The 16,452-nt window shown below is 56.5% G+C and carries 13 protein-coding genes and 2 tRNA genes; 3 read left to right on the top strand and 12 right to left on the bottom strand.

Annotated elements, in window-relative coordinates; translation table 11 throughout:
- Positions 1-40: 40 nt before the first annotated feature.
- The 3 genes from GHO25_RS08515 (at position 41) to GHO25_RS08505 (ending at position 5,031) form a co-directional block, all read left to right on the top strand.
- Complete coding sequence (locus GHO25_RS08515; protein ID WP_048373286.1) at positions 41-910, top strand: oxygenase MpaB family protein; 870 nt, start codon at positions 41-43, stop codon at positions 908-910.
- 74 nt (positions 911-984) lie between these two features.
- On the top strand, positions 985-1,998 hold the full coding sequence (locus GHO25_RS08510) for a class I SAM-dependent rRNA methyltransferase (protein ID WP_153390581.1): 1,014 nt from the start codon (positions 985-987) through the stop codon (positions 1,996-1,998).
- Positions 1,999-2,106: 108 nt separating this feature from the next.
- A complete protein-coding gene (locus GHO25_RS08505) occupies positions 2,107-5,031 on the top strand; it encodes a DUF748 domain-containing protein (RefSeq protein ID WP_153390579.1) in 2,925 nt (974 codons plus the stop codon).
- 417 nt (positions 5,032-5,448) lie between these two features.
- Here the strand turns inward: GHO25_RS08505 and GHO25_RS08500 are convergent, their stop codons facing one another.
- The 12 genes from GHO25_RS08500 to tpiA all read right to left on the bottom strand — a co-directional run bounded on the left by GHO25_RS08500 (position 5,449) and on the right by tpiA (position 16,427).
- Complete coding sequence (locus GHO25_RS08500) at positions 5,449-5,802, bottom strand: BON domain-containing protein (RefSeq protein WP_048373282.1); 354 nt, start codon at positions 5,800-5,802, stop codon at positions 5,449-5,451.
- Positions 5,803-6,082: 280 nt separating this feature from the next.
- Positions 6,083-8,188, bottom strand: coding sequence for a polyribonucleotide nucleotidyltransferase (pnp, locus tag GHO25_RS08495; RefSeq protein ID WP_178110033.1), 2,106 nt, complete (start codon positions 8,186-8,188; stop codon positions 6,083-6,085).
- A gap of 225 nt (positions 8,189-8,413) precedes the next feature.
- Entirely contained in the window at positions 8,414-8,683 is a 270-nt protein-coding gene (gene rpsO / locus GHO25_RS08490) for a 30S ribosomal protein S15 (protein ID WP_048373279.1), read from the bottom strand.
- Positions 8,684-8,845: 162 nt separating this feature from the next.
- Positions 8,846-9,763: a tRNA pseudouridine(55) synthase TruB gene (gene truB / locus GHO25_RS08485; protein ID WP_048385660.1), complete on the bottom strand. Its 918-nt coding sequence runs from the start codon at positions 9,761-9,763 to the stop codon at positions 8,846-8,848.
- Positions 9,764-9,766: 3 nt separating this feature from the next.
- On the bottom strand, positions 9,767-10,165 hold the full coding sequence (gene rbfA / locus GHO25_RS08480) for a 30S ribosome-binding factor RbfA (RefSeq protein ID WP_048373275.1): 399 nt from the start codon (positions 10,163-10,165) through the stop codon (positions 9,767-9,769).
- Between the two features lie 158 nt (positions 10,166-10,323).
- Positions 10,324-12,837: a translation initiation factor IF-2 gene (gene infB / locus GHO25_RS08475; protein ID WP_048385662.1), complete on the bottom strand. Its 2,514-nt coding sequence runs from the start codon at positions 12,835-12,837 to the stop codon at positions 10,324-10,326.
- Positions 12,838-12,864: 27 nt separating this feature from the next.
- Positions 12,865-14,346, bottom strand: coding sequence for a transcription termination factor NusA (gene nusA / locus GHO25_RS08470; RefSeq protein WP_153334004.1), 1,482 nt, complete (start codon positions 14,344-14,346; stop codon positions 12,865-12,867).
- A gap of 47 nt (positions 14,347-14,393) precedes the next feature.
- Positions 14,394-14,852, bottom strand: coding sequence for a ribosome maturation factor RimP (gene rimP / locus GHO25_RS08465; protein ID WP_048385666.1), 459 nt, complete (start codon positions 14,850-14,852; stop codon positions 14,394-14,396).
- A gap of 142 nt (positions 14,853-14,994) precedes the next feature.
- A tRNA-Met gene (locus GHO25_RS08460) sits at positions 14,995-15,071 on the bottom strand.
- A gap of 97 nt (positions 15,072-15,168) precedes the next feature.
- Positions 15,169-15,254, bottom strand: a tRNA-Leu gene (locus GHO25_RS08455).
- Positions 15,255-15,283: 29 nt separating this feature from the next.
- Positions 15,284-15,667 carry a preprotein translocase subunit SecG gene (secG, locus tag GHO25_RS08450; protein WP_048373267.1) on the bottom strand — a complete coding sequence of 128 codons (384 nt, stop codon included), beginning with the start codon at positions 15,665-15,667 and terminating at the stop codon, positions 15,284-15,286.
- A gap of 4 nt (positions 15,668-15,671) precedes the next feature.
- Complete coding sequence (gene tpiA / locus GHO25_RS08445) at positions 15,672-16,427, bottom strand: triose-phosphate isomerase (protein WP_153390577.1); 756 nt, start codon at positions 16,425-16,427, stop codon at positions 15,672-15,674.
- Between the last annotated feature and the right edge of the window lie 25 nt (positions 16,428-16,452).

Here is a 16,452-nt window from a genome sequence, read left to right as displayed (position 1 = left end):
CCAGCCAGTCTTCCCGACTGGCTGGCTCAACCGAGGCACCATGGAACTTATCCGCCGCCCCATCGAACGCCAGATCATGAGCCTGACCGGGCTTTCACTCGGGCGTCTCGACCTCGAAAACCCTAAAGGCGACCCTGGCCTGTTTGGCCCGGACTCGATCAGTTGGCGTGTGCACGGTGACTTCACCAGCATGCTGATTGGCGGCATCAGCGCCTTGATGCTGCAAGCCTTGCACCCACTGGCCCTGGCCGGGGTATGGGACCACTCCAATTTCCGCCAGGACATGCTGGGCCGGTTGCGTCGCACCGGGCAGTTTATTTCCGGCACCACCTTTGGCTCCACCGCGGACGCCAACTGGTTGATCGACAAAGTACGCACCATTCACCTGCAAGTGACCGGCACCGGGCTTGATGGCCGGCCTTATGCCGCCAGCGACCCTGAACTGCTCACCTGGGTGCATGTGGCCGAAGTCAGCAACTTCCTTGCGGCCCATCTTCGCTACCGTAATCCGCACTTGTCTGGCGAAGATCAAGACCGTTACTACGACGAAATAGCCTTGGTCGCTGAACGCCTGGGCGCTACGCAGGTGCCGCGCTCACGCCAGCAAATCGCCGAGTACCTCGACCGTGTTCGCCCGCAGTTGCTGTGCGATGAACGCAGCCATGAAGTGATTCGCCTGCTGCTCAATGCCCCCGCCCCCAGCCTGCTGGCCAAACCGTTTGGGGCATTGATGATGCAGGCCGGGATAGATTTGCTGCCCGATTGGGCCAGTGATCAACTTGGGCTTGAACAACGTCCTGTCACCCGCCAGCTCGTGCGCACGTGCGTGAACAGCACTGCGCCGATTTTGCGCTGGGCCGTGCGCAATGGCTCGGTGCAACGTGCACGGCGGCGTATGGGGCTTGAATGACTGGCGCCAGGCAGCGGTGACAGTGTCTGTTCTGTTAAACTGCCGCGCCTTATCTGTCCCCCAAGGCGCAACGCATGTCTTCCTTGAATCAGGCGCTGCGCGCCGCCCTCGATAATCGTCACGATCTGCTGGCCGAGCTGCACAGCCAGGGCACTGATTGCTATCGCCTGTTCCACGGCAGCCAGGAAGGCGCTGGCGGTTTAACCATCGACCGCTACGGCCCGCAGTTGCTGGTGCAAAGCTTCCATCAGCGCCTGGAGCGCGATGATCTGCTGCAACTGCATGACGCCATCAACCAACACTTGGGCCTGGAGTTGCTGCTGGTCTACAACGACCGCTCCCAGGGCAACTCGCGCATCGATCGCGAAGACACGGTGTACCGCGCTGAAGACGCTGCGCTGGTTGACATGGTCGGTCACGAATGGGGGCTCAACTACCGCGTACGCGGTCGCCATGCTGGCCAGGACCCGCTGTTGTTTCTCGATCTGCGTAATGCACGCGGCTGGGTCAAACAACACAGCGCCGGTAAAAGCGTCCTCAACCTCTTTGCCTACACCTGCGGTGTGGGCCTGAGCGCAGCCGCGGGCGGGGCCAGTGAAGTCTGCAACCTGGACTTTGCCGAGGGCAACCTGGCGGTAGGCCGTGAAAATGGCCTGCTGAACCCGGAACTGAAAAAAATGAAGTTTGTGCAGTCCGACTACTTCGCCGCGATCCGCCAACTGGCCGGGCTGCCCATCGTACAACGCCGTCACAAACTGCCGGCCTACCCGCGCCTCGATCAGCGTGAATACGACCTGGTGCTGCTCGACCCGCCCGCCTGGGCCAAAAGTGCATTCGGCACCGTCGACCTGCTGCGCGACTATCAAAGCCTGCTCAAGCCTGCGGTACTCACCACCGCCAAGGACGGGGTGCTGATCTGTTGTAACAACCTGGCAAAAGTCAGCATGGACGATTGGCGTGAGCAAGTCTTGCGCTGCGCCGAGAAGGCTGGTCGCCCCGTGCGCGACTGGCAGGTCCTGACACCCGCTGCAGACTTCCCGTCCATGGATAACCAGCCGCCGCTGAAAACACTGATTTTGCAGTTCTAAAACGCGGCACCAAAGGGAAAAGTCCTACCCGAAATAAGGCGCTCATATCGGAACCGGAAACGCGTGCCATACTCAAAGGCACTCCTGAACGTAAAGACGACGCCTCACATGCTCAAAGGATTGTTACGCGCCATTGGCGCAGTGTTAACGGCTATCGCGATTTATAGCGTGCTGGGCTTCTTTATCGTGCCCGGCGTCGGCTTGCGCATCATCAATCAGCAGCTAGCCAACTACGCTACTGTCCCGGCCAAACTCGACCGGTTGGAGTTCAATCCCTTCAGCCTCGAGCTGACGCTGTGGGGCTTTAGAGTGGGCAAACCCGGCAAGGAACAAGTCGGGTTCGACCGCCTTTACACCAACCTGCAAGTCGACAGCCTGTGGACCAAAGCCCTGCACCTGACCGACGTGCAACTGGACAAGCCCAAGACCGAACTACTGTTCAACAAGGACGGCACGTTCAATCTGACCCAGCTGTTCAAGTTGCCAGCCAGCGAGCCAACGCCTGACAACCCCGACAGCAAGCCTTTCCCGGTACGTATCGACACCATCAAACTCGCTGACGGCTACCTGCATTTTATTGATCAGCGGCCCAGCGAGCCGATCGAGTTTCTGTATGACTCGATGAACCTTGAACTGAAAAACCTCAGCACCCTGCCCGAAGACAACGCCAACATGACGCTGGTGGCGAACGGTCCAGCGGGTGGGCGCATAGACTGGACCGGCACACTGAGTCTGGTCCCGATTGCCTCCAGCGGCAAGCTCAGCGTCACCGATAGCCAAATGAAAGCCTGGTGGCCGTATGTGCGCGATGCACTGCCCTTGGTGCTTGAAAACGGCGTGCTGAACTTCAGCACGGACTACACGCTGAACCTGGCCAAAGACACCGAACTGGTCCTGAACAACCTCACGGCCAGCATTGCGCCATTTAAGGTCAATGCCCCGGATGGTCGTCCGCTGGCGCGCCTGGAACGTTTGACGGTCAGCGACACTACTGTCGATTTGGCCAAACAGCAGGTGGTGGTCGGCAAAATCCAGAGTAACAACCTGGAAACTTGGGCCGCTCGCGAAAAAGATGGTCAGCTCGATTGGCAAAAGCTGTTTGCCAGCCAACCGGCCAAACCGGCACCAAAAACCGATGAAGTCGTCACCGTTGAAGCTCCAAAGCCGGCACCGGTAGCGCCCAGCAAACCCTGGCAAGTGCTGCTCAAGGATGTTGAGTTGCGCGACTACCGTGTGCACCTGGCCGACAAAGAGCCCAAAACACCCGTCGCGCTGGATGTTGGCCCGCTTAACCTCAACCTGAAGAATTTTGACAGCCTTAATCGCTCGCCCTTCTCGGTCGCACTCGACACCGGAGTGGGTAAACAAGGCAAGTTGACGGCCAGCGGCGACGTCAACTTGAGCCCGATCAGCGCGAAACTCAAAGTCACCACCAAAGACATCGACCTGCGGGTCGCCCAAGCCTACATCGACCCGTTTCTGCGCCTGGAACTGCGCAGCGGCATGCTCGGCAGTGATCTGGCGGTGGACCTCAAAGGCACCGAACCGCTGGCCTTTACCGTAGAAGGCCGTGCCCAGGTCGATCAGTTGCACACGCTGGACACGATGAAAAACCGTGATTTCCTGAAGTGGCAGCGCCTGGTACTCGAAAACCTCAAGTACCAGCACGACGACAGCCTGTCGATTGCCAAGGTCAACCTGACACAGCCCTACGTGCGCTTCATGATCAATGATGACCGCACCACCAACATTGACGACTTGTTAATCCCGCAAGCCCCGAATAAGGACGCGAAAAGCGCGACAAAACCGGCAGCAAGCGCGAGCAGGCCTTTGGCCATTCATGTGGGCGGCATTGCGATCAATGACGGCTCGGCCAACTTTGCCGACTTCACCCTGACACCGTTTTTTGCCACGGCCATTCAACAGCTCAACGGTGAGATTGGCACCATTGACAGCCGTCAGGCCAAACCGGCCAGTGTGAATGTGGCGGGCAAGGTTGACCGCTACGCGCCGGTCACGATCAAGGGTAACGTCAATCCTTTTGACCCGATGGCCAGCCTCGATATCGCCACCAGCTTCAAACGCGTCGAACTGACCACGCTGACGCCCTATTCAGGCAAATTCGCCGGTTATCGCATTCGCAAGGGCCGACTGAGCCTGGACCTTCACTACCTGATTACCAAAGGCCAGCTTAAGGCTGAGAACAAGGTGGTGATTGAGCAGTTGCAACTGGGTGAGAAGGTCGATAGCCCCGACGCCGTCAATCTGCCGCTGAAACTGGCGGTGGCCTTGCTTAAAGATACCGACGGGACGATTTCGATCGAATTGCCGGTAACAGGCGACCTGAACAACCCGCAGTTCAGTGTGATGCCGATTGTTTGGCAAACCTTGCGCAACTTGGTCCTGCGTGCCGCCCAAGCGCCGTTCAAGTTTATTGGCGGGCTGATCACCGGCGGCGGCTCTGAAGACCTTGGCACAGTGTCATTCGCGCCAGGCTCGAGCGAACTGAGCCCGGAAGCGCAAAAGGCCCTGAACACATTGGCGCAAGCCTTGAAACAACGCCCGGCACTGCGTTTGGAGATTGAAGGCACGGCTGCCCGCAGCAGCGACGGCCCGCTGATTGCCCAAGAACGTCTGGAGCGTGAGTACCAGTACAACTACTACAAGATCCTCCAGCGCCGTGGCGACAAAGTGCCTGCTCAGGCATCGTTGCTGAAGGTCCCTGAGGATGAAAAAGGCCCCTTGCTGGAAGGCATCTACCGGGCACGTCTCAAGCAGCAACCCCCTGCGGAGTGGGCCAAGCTGAGTCGCGATGAACGCGCTGCCAAGATGAGTGCCGCGTTGATCGACTTCTGGAGTAAAAGCGACGTGCTACTGCGCCAACTGGGCCAGGAGCGGGCAAGCAGCATCAAAGACTACCTCGTCGACAAAGGCGGTTTGGCTGATGAGCGCGTGTACTTCATCGACGCCACCCTGGGCGAAGCCGAAAGCGATGGCCGGGTGATTTCACCGCTGCATTTGGACAGCGAGTAAAGGCCAGAAACCTTCGTACCTCGACAGTCATCACACAAAAAATAAGCGATTGATTCTGAGCGCTCTGTAGGAGCGAGCTTGTCTCGCGATCTGTTGATCTGGCTTTTGATCTAAAAGCCCCCTCACCCTAGCCCTCTCCCGCAGGAGAGGGAACCGATTGGGGGATGCTGACGATTATCGGTGTCCTGTTTGCTGCGCGACAGCTCGGCTAACCACCCGGCCTGTAGGAGCTGCCGCAGGCTGCGATCTTTTGATCTTGGGCGTTGGCCCGCAAAATAGAACAGCCCCCGGCGCAGTACGCCGGGGGCTGTAATGACCACATCCGTGTGGCCGTCGCATGAACCTATTCTGAAAGCTGCAGGCGTAACGCTTAAATCACCTGCTCCTGCTTTCCCCCGGCTCTACGAATTAGCGGGATTACTCTGCTTTCAGGCCGTCAGCCGAAACAGCTTTAACGCCTTTGATCTTCTTGGTGATGTCGACCGCGATCTTTTTCTGGGCTTCGGTGATCGCGACTGTCGAGGACAGGGACACCACGCCTTTGTTGGTTTCAACTTTGATGTCCGAACCTGGAATGCCCTTTTCGGTCAGCAGGTCAGATTTAACTTTGGTCGTGATCCAAGTATCAGAAGTAGCTTCCTTGGCTTTGGTGACTTCACCCGCGGCAACAACCATTGGCGCTTGAGTCGTTGCTTGAGCTGCGAACGCAGCGTTGGCCAGAGTCATGGTCAGAGCGGTGGCAGTTGCGGCAGCAATAGCGAACTTCTTCATACAAGTAACTCCTGTCTTCTTAAAAATCTGCGCCGTCTCACAGCAGCAGGGTTACCAGTACTATTGCAGGGCCTGTGCCAACTTTTTAAAACAATAAAATCCTTTATTATCAACGAGTTACTTATCGATCAGTTTTAGCCTGTCGTGCAGATTGCATGACGCCATTCAAATCAGCATGCAAGTTGCGGGTTTTCGATCATGGCCTTTTGCACTGTTTTTTGTGCAGGCATAAAAAAAGGATCCCGAAGGATCCTTTTTTCAAAGTAGGCGTTCGCAGCGATTAAGCTTGCGACGCCTTGGCAGCTGCTACGTCTTTGATCGACAGCTTGATACGGCCGCGGTTGTCCACGTCCAGTACCAGTACTTCCACTTCCTGACCTTCTTTCAGAATGTCAGTCACTTTCTCAACACGAGCATCGCTCAGCATCGAGATGTGAACCAGGCCGTCTTTGCCTGGCAAGATGTTGACGAATGCGCCGAAGTCGACGATGCGCTCAACCTTACCGATGTAAATTTTGCCGATTTCAGCTTCAGCGGTGATGCTCAGAACGCGCTGACGAGCCGCTTCTGCTGCTTCTTTGGACTCGCCGAAGATCTTGATCGAACCGTCGTCTTCGATGTCGATCGAAGCCTTGGTTTCTTCACAGATTGCACGGATAGTCGCGCCGCCTTTACCGATAACATCACGGATTTTGTCGGTGTCGATTTTCATCGCGATCATGGTCGGCGCGTTAGCCGACAGTTCGTTACGCGACTGACCGATGATCTGGTTCATCTGGCCCAAGATGTTCAGGCGAGCTTCCAGGGCTTGGCCCAGGGCGATCTCCATGATTTCTTCGGTGATGCCTTTGATCTTGATGTCCATCTGCAGCGCGGTAACACCTTTGGAGGTACCGGCTACTTTGAAGTCCATGTCGCCCAGGTGGTCTTCGTCACCCAGGATGTCGGTCAGAACTGCGAACTTCTCGCCTTCCTTAACCAGGCCCATGGCGATACCGGCAACCGGTGCCTTCATCGGAACACCAGCGTCCATCAGTGCCAGGGATGCACCACAGACCGAAGCCATGGAGCTGGAACCGTTGGATTCAGTGATTTCCGATACCACACGGATGGTGTACGGGAACACGTCAGCAGCAGGCAGCATGGCCTGAACCGAACGGCGCGCCAGACGGCCGTGACCGATTTCGCGACGACCTGCGCCACCCATACGACCACACTCACCTACCGAGAACGGAGGGAAGTTGTAGTGCAGCATGAACGGGTCTTTTTTCTCGCCTTCCAGGGTATCCAGCAGTTGTGCATCACGGGCAGTACCCAGCGTTGCAACCACCAGCGCCTGAGTTTCACCACGGGTGAACAGTGCCGAACCGTGAGTTTTTGGCAGAACGCCAACTTCGATGTTCAGAGGACGAACAGTCTTGGTGTCACGGCCATCGATACGCGGTTTGCCGTTTACGATGTTTTCGCGAACGGTGCGGTATTCGATTTCGCCGAATGCAGCTTTAACTTCGCTGGCAGAAGGCTGGCCTTCTTCACCGGACAGCTTGGCAACCACTTGGTCTTTCAGTTCGCCCAGACGAGCGTAACGGTCGGCCTTGATGGTGATGGTGTAAGCCTGGGAGATCGCCTCGCCGAACTCGGCACGGATCGCGCCCAGCAGTGCGGTGGCTTCTGGGGCAGCAGCCCAGTCCCACGTTGGCTTGGCAGCTTCAGCAGCCAGCTCTTTAACGGCCTGGATAACAACCTGGAACTCGTCGTGAGCGAACAGTACCGCGCCCAGCATCTGGTCTTCGGTCAGCTCTTTGGCTTCCGATTCAACCATCAACACGGCTTCCGACGTACCGGCAACAACCATGTCCAGGCTCGAAGCGGCCAGTTGCTCGTAAGTCGGGTTCAGCAGGTAGCCGGTGCTTTCGTGGTAAGCAACGCGGGCAGCGCCGATTGGACCATCAAAAGGAATACCGGAAATGGCCAGGGCAGCCGAGGTACCGATCATCGCAGCGACGTCCGGATCGGTCTTCTTGCTGGTGGACAGAACGGTGCAGACAACCTGCACTTCGTTCATGAAGCCTTCCGGGAACAGCGGGCGGATCGGACGGTCGATCAGACGCGAGGTCAGGGTTTCTTTCTCGGAAGGGCGACCTTCACGCTTGAAGAAACCGCCCGGGATTTTACCCGCGGCGTAGGTTTTTTCTTGGTAGTGAACAGACAGAGGGAAGAAGCCCTTGCCTGCATCAGCTTGTTTGGCACCGACAACGGTCACCAACACGCTGACGTCGTCGTCAACGGTGACCAATACTGCGCCGGAAGCCTGACGGGCGATACGGCCAGTCTCGAGGGTGACGGTCGACTGACCGAACTGGAATTTTTTGATAACCGGGTTCACGGTGTCCTACCTTCTCTTTGTGACTCTTGGGGAACGGGTTTCTTGCGAAAAACGTGTGCACCGCCGGGACGTGCCCGACTCAAGATGCTTACGAAAGCAGCCGTTAGGGTGAGCTTTCGTAAGAATCCGTCTGGTCCAGATAAAACTTGAGGCTGGAAGCCTGCCGCACGCCCGTGGGAACCCCACAGGCGCGCAACAAACAACCAGCCTCTAGCAACATCGCTATTAGCGACGCAGACCCAGGCGAGCGATCAGCGCAGCGTAACGGCTGATGTCCTTGCCTTTCAGGTAGTCCAGCAGCTTACGACGCTGGTTTACCATGCGGATCAGACCACGACGGGAGTGGTGATCTTTACCGTTGGCCTTGAAGTGACCTTGCAGCGTGTTGATGTTAAAGGTCAGCAGTGCAACTTGCACTTCTGGAGAACCAGTATCACCTGGAGCTTGCTGGTAGTCTTTTACGATTTCTGCTTTGTGTTCAACTGTCAGTGCCATGAGGCATTTCCTTTCTTTAGGGCTCTGCTTGCAAGCAAGACAGATCCAATAGGCCGAGGACAAATCCTCGTATTAAAAAAGTGAGATGTGACCGTGCCTAATAACAGCCACCCTCTATCAGTTCGGCCCGCGACCGTTAAGCCTCGAACCGAGCTGCTCCGGTCATTCTGACCGAATCAGTCGACGCGGCGCGATACGCCCGTCTTCGCTCACTTCACCGATACCGATAAAGCGACCGTTGTGATCTTGTACCCGCACCATACCGAACTTGGGTGCATCGGGAGCACGTACCGGCTGGCCATTGAGCCAATAGAACGCGCTGGCCTCCGAAAAGTGCAGCAGCGGCCAGTCGAGCAAGCCACTGTCCGATGGCATCAGGAAGCGATCAACCGCTTCGTTGCCGCCCTCGGCGTGTACGGCTTCCAGCTCTTCCAGCGTCACAGTCTGCGCGAGGCTGAAAGGTCCGGCTTGTGTGCGTCGCAACTCTGCAACATATGCACCACAGCCCAGTTCTTCACCGATATCTTCCACGAGGGTACGGATATAGGTGCCTTTGGTGCAGTCAACCGACAAGCGCGCGGTGTCGCCTTCGCTGGCCAGTAATTCGAGGCGGGTAATAGTAACAGAACGCGGTTCACGCTCCACCACTTCACCCGCACGCGCCAACTTGTAAAGTGGCTGGCCATCGCGCTTGAGCGCCGAGTACATCGGCGGTATCTGACTGATTTGCCCACGAAATTTAGGCAAAACCGCTTCGATATCGGCGCGACCAACGGTCACTGGGCGCGTTTGCAAAACTTCACCTTCCGCATCGGCGGTGGTGGTGGTCTTGCCCAATTGCATCAGGGTTTCATAACCCTTGTCGGAATCGAGCAAGTATTGCGAAAACTTGGTGGCTTCGCCAAAGCACAACGGCAATACGCCGCTGGCCAATGGATCGAGGCTACCGGTGTGCCCTGCCTTCTCGGCATTGAGCAGCCAGCGAACTTTCTGCAAGGCCGCGTTGGAGGTGAATCCAAGCGGCTTGTCGAGCAGGATGATGCCGCTGACGTTACGACGGATACGCTTGACCTGAGCCACCGCTTACTCCTTGGTGTCTTCAGGAGCAGAGGCGTCGTGCTGGTTGTCCTCAGCCACTGCGCGCTCGATCAAAGCGGACAGGTGAGCACCACGTGCGACGCTTTCGTCGTAGTGGAAGTGCAATTGAGGAACGCTGCGCAGCTTCATTTCACGTGCCAGTTGCATACGCAGGAAGCCCGCCGCAGCGTTCAGCACCTTGATGGTCTGAGCGATGTCTTGCGAGTTGTCCTGGCCCATGACGGTGATGAAGATTTTGGCGTGACCGACGTCACGGCTCACTTCCACCGCCGTAATGGTGACCAGACCTACGCGCGGGTCTTTGACTTCGCGACGGATCAGCTGGGCCAGCTCGCGCTGCATCTGATCGCCGATACGTTGGGTACGGCTGTATTCTTTTGCCATGTCTTGTTACCTGTTACTCACCCATGGGAAACCCATGCGTTCTGAAAGCGGCAAACGCCCGGCCAGACAGAAGCCGGACCGGGCGTTGCGTTTAGAGTCCGGACCGAGCACAACGCATGGGCATGCGATGGCTCGTCCTTGCTCTTGAAGCTCGCGATTTAGAGGCTGCGAGCAACCTGGACCTTCTCGAACACTTCGATCTTGTCACCGACTTTGACGTCATTGTAGCTCTTGACGCCGATACCGCATTCCATGCCGGCACGTACTTCAGACGCGTCATCCTTGAAGCGGCGCAGGGATTCCAGCTCGCCTTCGAAGATAACGATGTCGTCGCGCAGTACACGGATTGGACGGTTACGGTGAACAACACCTTCCACAACCATACAACCGGCGATTGCACCGAACTTAGGCGAACGGAACACGTCGCGGACTTCAGCAATACCCAGGATGTTCTCCCGAACGTCGCTGCCAAGCATGCCGGTAAGGGCTTTCTTGACGTCTTCGATGATGTCGTAGATGACGTTGTAGTAACGCATGTCCAGGCCTTCTTGCTCGACGATCTTGCGAGCGCCGGCATCGGCACGCACGTTGAAGCCGAACAATACAGCGTTGGAGGCCAGTGCCAGGTTAGCGTCGCTCTCGGTGATACCACCGACACCGCCGCCCACTACGCGCACTTGCACTTCATCGTTACCCAGGCCGCTCAGAGCGCCCTGCAGAGCTTCCAACGAACCACGGACGTCAGATTTGAGGACGATATTAAGCGTCTTCTTCTCTTCCTGGCCCATGTTCTCGAAGATGTTTTCCAGCTTGCCTGCGTGAGCACGCGCCAGTTTCACTTCGCGGAACTTGCCTTGACGGAACAGGGCAACTTCACGTGCCTTCTTCTCGTCAGTCATTACGCTCATCTCGTCGCCAGCGTCTGGCGTACCGTCCAGGCCGAGGATCTCGACTGGGATGGATGGACCGGCTTCCTTGATGGCCTTGCCGTTCTCATCAAGCATGGCGCGGATGCGGCCGTAGTTGGAACCGACCAGTACCATGTCGCCTTGGCGCAGGGTACCGTCTTGAACCAGAACAGTCGCAACAGGACCACGGCCTTTGTCCAGACGGGACTCAACCACTACGCCACGGCCAGGAGCCGATGGAGTGGCCTTGAGTTCCAGAACTTCAGCTTGCAGCAAGACAGCTTCAAGCAGCTCGTCAACGCCGGTACCCATTTTCGCCGAGACCGGAACAAACGGAGTGTCACCACCCCACTCTTCCGAGGTCACGCCGTGAACGGACAGTTCGCTACGGATGCGATCGAGGTCAGAACCTGGCTTGTCGATTTTGTTCACTGCAACCACCAGCGGCACGCCAGCCGCTTTCGCGTGCTGAACAGCTTCGATGGTTTGCGGCATCACGCCGTCGTCTGCAGCCACAACCAGAATCACGATGTCAGTGGCCTTGGCACCACGTGCACGCATTGCGGTAAACGCAGCGTGACCCGGGGTGTCGAGGAACGTGACCATGCCGCGTTCGGTTTCAACGTGGTATGCACCGATGTGCTGAGTAATACCACCGGCTTCGCCAGCAGCAACCTTGGCACGACGGATGTAGTCGAGCAGGGACGTTTTACCGTGGTCAACGTGACCCATTACGGTCACAACCGGTGCACGGGAGAACGACTCGCCTTCAAACTTCAGGGACTCGGCCAGAGAATCTTCCAGGGCGTTGTCGCTGACCAGAGTGACTTTGTGGCCCAGTTCTTCAGCAACCAGTTGGGCAGTTTCCTGATCCAGTACCTGGTTGATGGTGGCTGGAGTACCCAGCTTGAACATGAACTTGATCACTTCGGCAGCTTTGACCGACATCTGTGCAGCCAAATCGCCGACAGTGATGGTTTCGCCAATCTGTACGTCACGAACCACAGGGCCGGTTGGGCTCTGGAAACCGTGAGCGTTGCGCTTCTTCAGCTTGCTCTTGCCACGACCACCGCGACGGAAGCCATCGCTTTCTTCTTCGGAAGTGCGAGGAGCAACGCGTGGAGTAGGCGCTTTTTCTTTAACAGAAGCACGATGCGGAGCGTTTTTGCGCTCGCCATCACCGCCGCCACCGCGACGATTGTTGTCGTCAGCACGTGGTTTGTCCGGACGGCGCTGTTCATCACGCTTGCGTGCATCGGCTGCAGGAGCTGGCGCAGGCGCTGCTGCCGGTGCAGCTTGCACAGGTGCAGGGGCGGCAGCAGGAGCAGGTGCAGGAGCCGAAACAGCCGCAGGCTGACGACGCGCTTCTTCTTCGGCGCGACGCTTGGACTCTTCTTCAGCCTTTTGACGTGCAGCATTTTCTACTGCGCGGCGTTCATCCAGCTCGCGCTTGCGCTCGGCTTCGATTTCTTCCGGGCTTTGCTGTACGAAGACTTTCTTCTTACGTACTTCAACGCTGATGCTTTTGCTTCCAGCAACACGCAGGGTACTGGTGGTTTTACGCTGCAAAGTGATTTTGCGCGGTTCTTCCACTTTCGCCTTGTGGCTGCTTTTCAGGTGAGTCAGCAGAGCTTGCTTCTCACTGTCGGTCACATTCTGCTCGGCGGCGGTGTGCGGCAGACCTGCCTCACGCATCTGCTGCAACAGGCGCTCAACCGGTGTTTTGACCTCATCGGCCAGTTGTTTCACCGTGACTTGCGTCATGCATTTCTCTCCTCAGGCCGCGCCTAATTACTCGAACCAATGGGCTCGGGCGGCCATGATCAACTTGCCGGCACGATCATCGTCAATGCCGTCGATGTCGAGCAGGTCGTCAATAGACTGCTCGGCCAGGTCTTCGCGGGTAATTACGCCGCGCACCGCCAGTTCCATCGCCAAATCCTTGTCCATACCCTCAAGCGAGAGCAGGTCTTCGGCCGGATGGGCGTCTGCCAGCTTTTCCTCAGTAGCGATGGCTTTAGTCAACAAACGATCCTTGGCCCGAGCGCGAAGCTCGTTGACGATATCTTCGTCAAAGCCGTCGATGTTGAGCATTTCTTCCACCGGTACGTAGGCAATCTCTTCCAGGCTGGTGAAGCCTTCATCAACCAGCACCTGCGCCAACTCTTCATCAACTTCCAACTCTTCGATGAAGTTGCGCAGGATGTCGCCGGTTTCTGCTTGCTGCTTAGCCTGGATGTCCGATTCGGTCATCACGTTCAGGGTCCAGCCAGTCAACTGGCTAGCCAAACGTACGTTCTGACCGCCGCGACCAATCGCCTGGGCCAGATTGTCTGCGCCAACGGCGATGTCCATTGCATGGGCATCTTCGTCGACAATAATTGCCGCTACTTCTGCTGGCGACATCGCGTTGATCACGAACTGCGCCGGGTTGTCATCCCACAGGACGATATCCACTCGCTCTCCGCCCAATTCGCCGGACACTGCCTGAACGCGTGAACCACGCATACCAATGCAGGCACCTTGCGGATCGATGCGTTTGTCTTTGGAGCGAACGGCAATTTTAGCGCGTGATCCAGGATCGCGGGAGGCCGCCATCACTTCGATCAGGCCCTCGGAGATCTCTGGAACTTCGATACGGAACAGCTCGATCAACATCTCTGGCGCAGTACGCGACAGAATCAGTTGAGGACCGCGGTTCTCGGTGCGAATTTCTTTCAGCAATGCGCGAAGGCGTACGCCAACACGGAAAGTTTCACGCGAGATGATGTCTTCACGGGCCAGCAACGCTTCAGCGTTGTTACCCAGATCGACGATCACATTGTCACGTGTCACTTTTTTAACGGTGCCAGAAATGATCTCGCCCAAACGCTCGCGATAAGCATCGACTACTTGAGCACGCTCAGCTTCGCGGACTTTTTGCACAATGACCTGTTTGGCCGTTTGTGCAGCAATCCGACCGAATTCGATGGAATCGATTTTCTCTTCGATAACATCGCCGGCTACAGCGCCTGGCCGTTTTGCCTGGGCCTGGTCTACAGCCAACTCGATTGCTGGATCATCCAGATCTTCGTCTTCGACCACAGTCCAGCGACGGAAAGTCTCATAGTTACCGGTGTGGCGGTTGATTTCCACACGCAGATCGACTTCGTCCTCAAAACGCTTTTTGGTAGCGGTGGCCAGAGCCAGCTCCAGCGCTTCAAAAATTACGTTTGCCGGTACGCCCTTTTCATTGGACACCGACTCAACAACCAGCAGTACTTCTTTGCTCATCGTACGCCTCGCCTTTCGCAAGCCATTGGATCCGCGGGATCCGCGTCTCAGTCAAAACTGGGAATAATGTTGGCCTTGTCGATCATATCGATCGGCAACAAGAACTCGTGGTCATCCACTTGCACCACAACGTCCTGTTCCTCTACGCCGCGTAGAAGGCCCTGAAAGTTGCGTCGCCCTTCAAAGGGTGAGCGCAGCTTGATCTTTACTTGCTCACCGACAAACTGGGCAAACTGTTCAAGTGTGAACAGAGGGCGTTCCATGCCAGGAGAGGAAACTTCAAGGGTGTATTCAACAGCGATAGGATCTTCGACATCCAGAACGCCACTGATTTGACGACTGACAATTGCGCAGTCATCCACCAATACGCCGCCTTCTTTGTCGATATACACACGCAACATTGAATGGCGGCCCTGAGCCGAAAATTCAATACCCCAGCATTCATAGCCAAGGGCCACGACCACCGGGGCCAACAAGGCCTGCAACTCTTCTAGCTTGCTCGACACCTGAACCCCCTAGTGCATGTTTGTGCATGCTGTGCAAAATAAAAAAATGGGCGAATCGCCCATCTCTGAAACGTCGCTGAATATCGACGCTATAAAGTGTCCAGTTAACAAAAAGCCCCTGAAAAAGGGGCTCCGCTAAAACTGGTTGCGGGAGCCGGATTTGAACCGACGACCTTCGGGTTATGAGCCCGACGAGCTACCAGACTGCTCCATCCCGCGACAAAGCTGGAGCGGAAGTATACGGCTGATCCTTTGCAGGGTCAATTCCAGCCTTCCACATACAAGAAAGCCCGCAACTGCGGGCATTCTTGATAATTGGTACCGAGAAGGGGACTCGAACCCCTACACCCTATGGGCACAACCACCTCAAGGTTGCGTGTCTACCAATTCCACCACCTCGGCAATACTACAGTTACATCATGAAACCCGTTTTACTTTTGCTCTTGAGCTGGAGGTACGTCAGTCGCTGGAGTAGCCGACTTTTGCTCATTAAGCACCGGCACATCATCTGAAGCCGGTTTTTGCTTTGGTGCTTCCAACACTGCTGGATCTGGCAAACCTACTTGAGTCAGCTCATGAGCTTTCTCTTTAGCAAAGTAACCTAACCCTAAGCTGGTTATGAAAAAACCTGCGGCAAGTATAGCAGTAAACTTACTAAGAAAGGTAGAGGAACCTTGGCTTCCGAACACAGTATTTGATGCACCTGCTCCGAAAGATGCTCCAGCATCCGCACCTTTACCCTGTTGCAGCAATACCAGGGTAATTACACCCAATGCAGCCAACAGATGAAAAACCACTACGACTGTTTCCAGCATTTTCTCAGTTTCCCGCGGCGCGACAAATCGCACCGAACTCATCTGCATTCAGGGAAGCCCCACCAATGAGCCCCCCATCGATATCCGGCATGCTGAACAGTTCGACCGCATTGGCCGCCTTCACGCTGCCGCCGTATAGAAGCCGCACACCTTGTGCCACCTCAGGATTCTTCTGCGCCAGCTGTGCGCGAATGGCCGCATGCACATCTTGCGCTTGCTGCGGTGTTGCAGTCAGCCCGGTACCAATAGCCCAGACCGGCTCGTATGCAATCACTGCGCTTGCAAAGACATCAATACCGAACTCATCAATGACAGCGTTCAGTTGACGCTCTACAACCTCAAGCGTTTGCCCCGCTTCGCGCTGCGCCAGGGTCTCCCCTATGCACAACACCGGCGTTAAGCCAGAAGCTTGAGCAGCTGCAAACTTGCGATTCAGCGTCTCGTCCGACTCACCTAAAATCAGGCGTCGCTCAGAGTGCCCTATCAACACCAGCTCACAACCCGCATCCACCAACTGGCTTGGAGATATCTCCCCAGTCAGCGCACCTTGCTTGGAGTCTATCGCAGCATCCTGAGCGCCAACCGAGATTGGCGTATCTTCCAAGCCATTGATTACACGATCAATAAACAAGTCAGACGGGAATACCGCGATTTCAACATCACTCGGCAAGTCCAGATTACGCAGACCATCGATCAGCTCAGCGACGCTGGCGCGGGTACCGTGCATCTTCCAGTTACCAGCTACCATAGTGCGACGCATGCTTTACCTCGTCGGTCAAAGTGGG

Source organism: Pseudomonas sp. FSL R10-1350 (assembly GCF_009600525.1).
In the GTDB taxonomy this organism is placed as follows: domain Bacteria; phylum Pseudomonadota; class Gammaproteobacteria; order Pseudomonadales; family Pseudomonadaceae; genus Aquipseudomonas; species Aquipseudomonas helleri.
The sequence above is the reverse complement of the archived record's forward strand: the minus strand, read 5'-3'. Positions and strand labels throughout refer to the sequence as shown.

What these genes read in the sequence shown, in the direction of transcription:
- infB (WP_048385662.1), bottom strand. Translation starts at nt 12,837, where the DNA reads ATGACGCAAGTCACGGTGAAACAACTGGCCGATGAGGTCAAAACACCG.
- tpiA (WP_153390577.1), bottom strand. Translation starts at nt 16,427, where the DNA reads ATGCGTCGCACTATGGTAGCTGGTAACTGGAAGATGCACGGTACCCGC.
- rpsO (WP_048373279.1), bottom strand. Translation starts at nt 8,683, where the DNA reads ATGGCACTGACAGTTGAACACAAAGCAGAAATCGTAAAAGACTACCAG.
- GHO25_RS08510 (WP_153390581.1), top strand. Translation starts at nt 985, where the DNA reads ATGTCTTCCTTGAATCAGGCGCTGCGCGCCGCCCTCGATAATCGTCAC.
- secG (WP_048373267.1), bottom strand. Translation starts at nt 15,667, where the DNA reads ATGCTGGAAACAGTCGTAGTGGTTTTTCATCTGTTGGCTGCATTGGGT.
- rbfA (WP_048373275.1), bottom strand. Translation starts at nt 10,165, where the DNA reads ATGGCAAAAGAATACAGCCGTACCCAACGTATCGGCGATCAGATGCAG.
- GHO25_RS08505 (WP_153390579.1), top strand. Translation starts at nt 2,107, where the DNA reads ATGCTCAAAGGATTGTTACGCGCCATTGGCGCAGTGTTAACGGCTATC.
- nusA (WP_153334004.1), bottom strand. Translation starts at nt 14,346, where the DNA reads ATGAGCAAAGAAGTACTGCTGGTTGTTGAGTCGGTGTCCAATGAAAAG.
- GHO25_RS08500 (WP_048373282.1), bottom strand. Translation starts at nt 5,802, where the DNA reads ATGAAGAAGTTCGCTATTGCTGCCGCAACTGCCACCGCTCTGACCATG.
- GHO25_RS08515 (WP_048373286.1), top strand. Translation starts at nt 41, where the DNA reads ATGGAACTTATCCGCCGCCCCATCGAACGCCAGATCATGAGCCTGACC.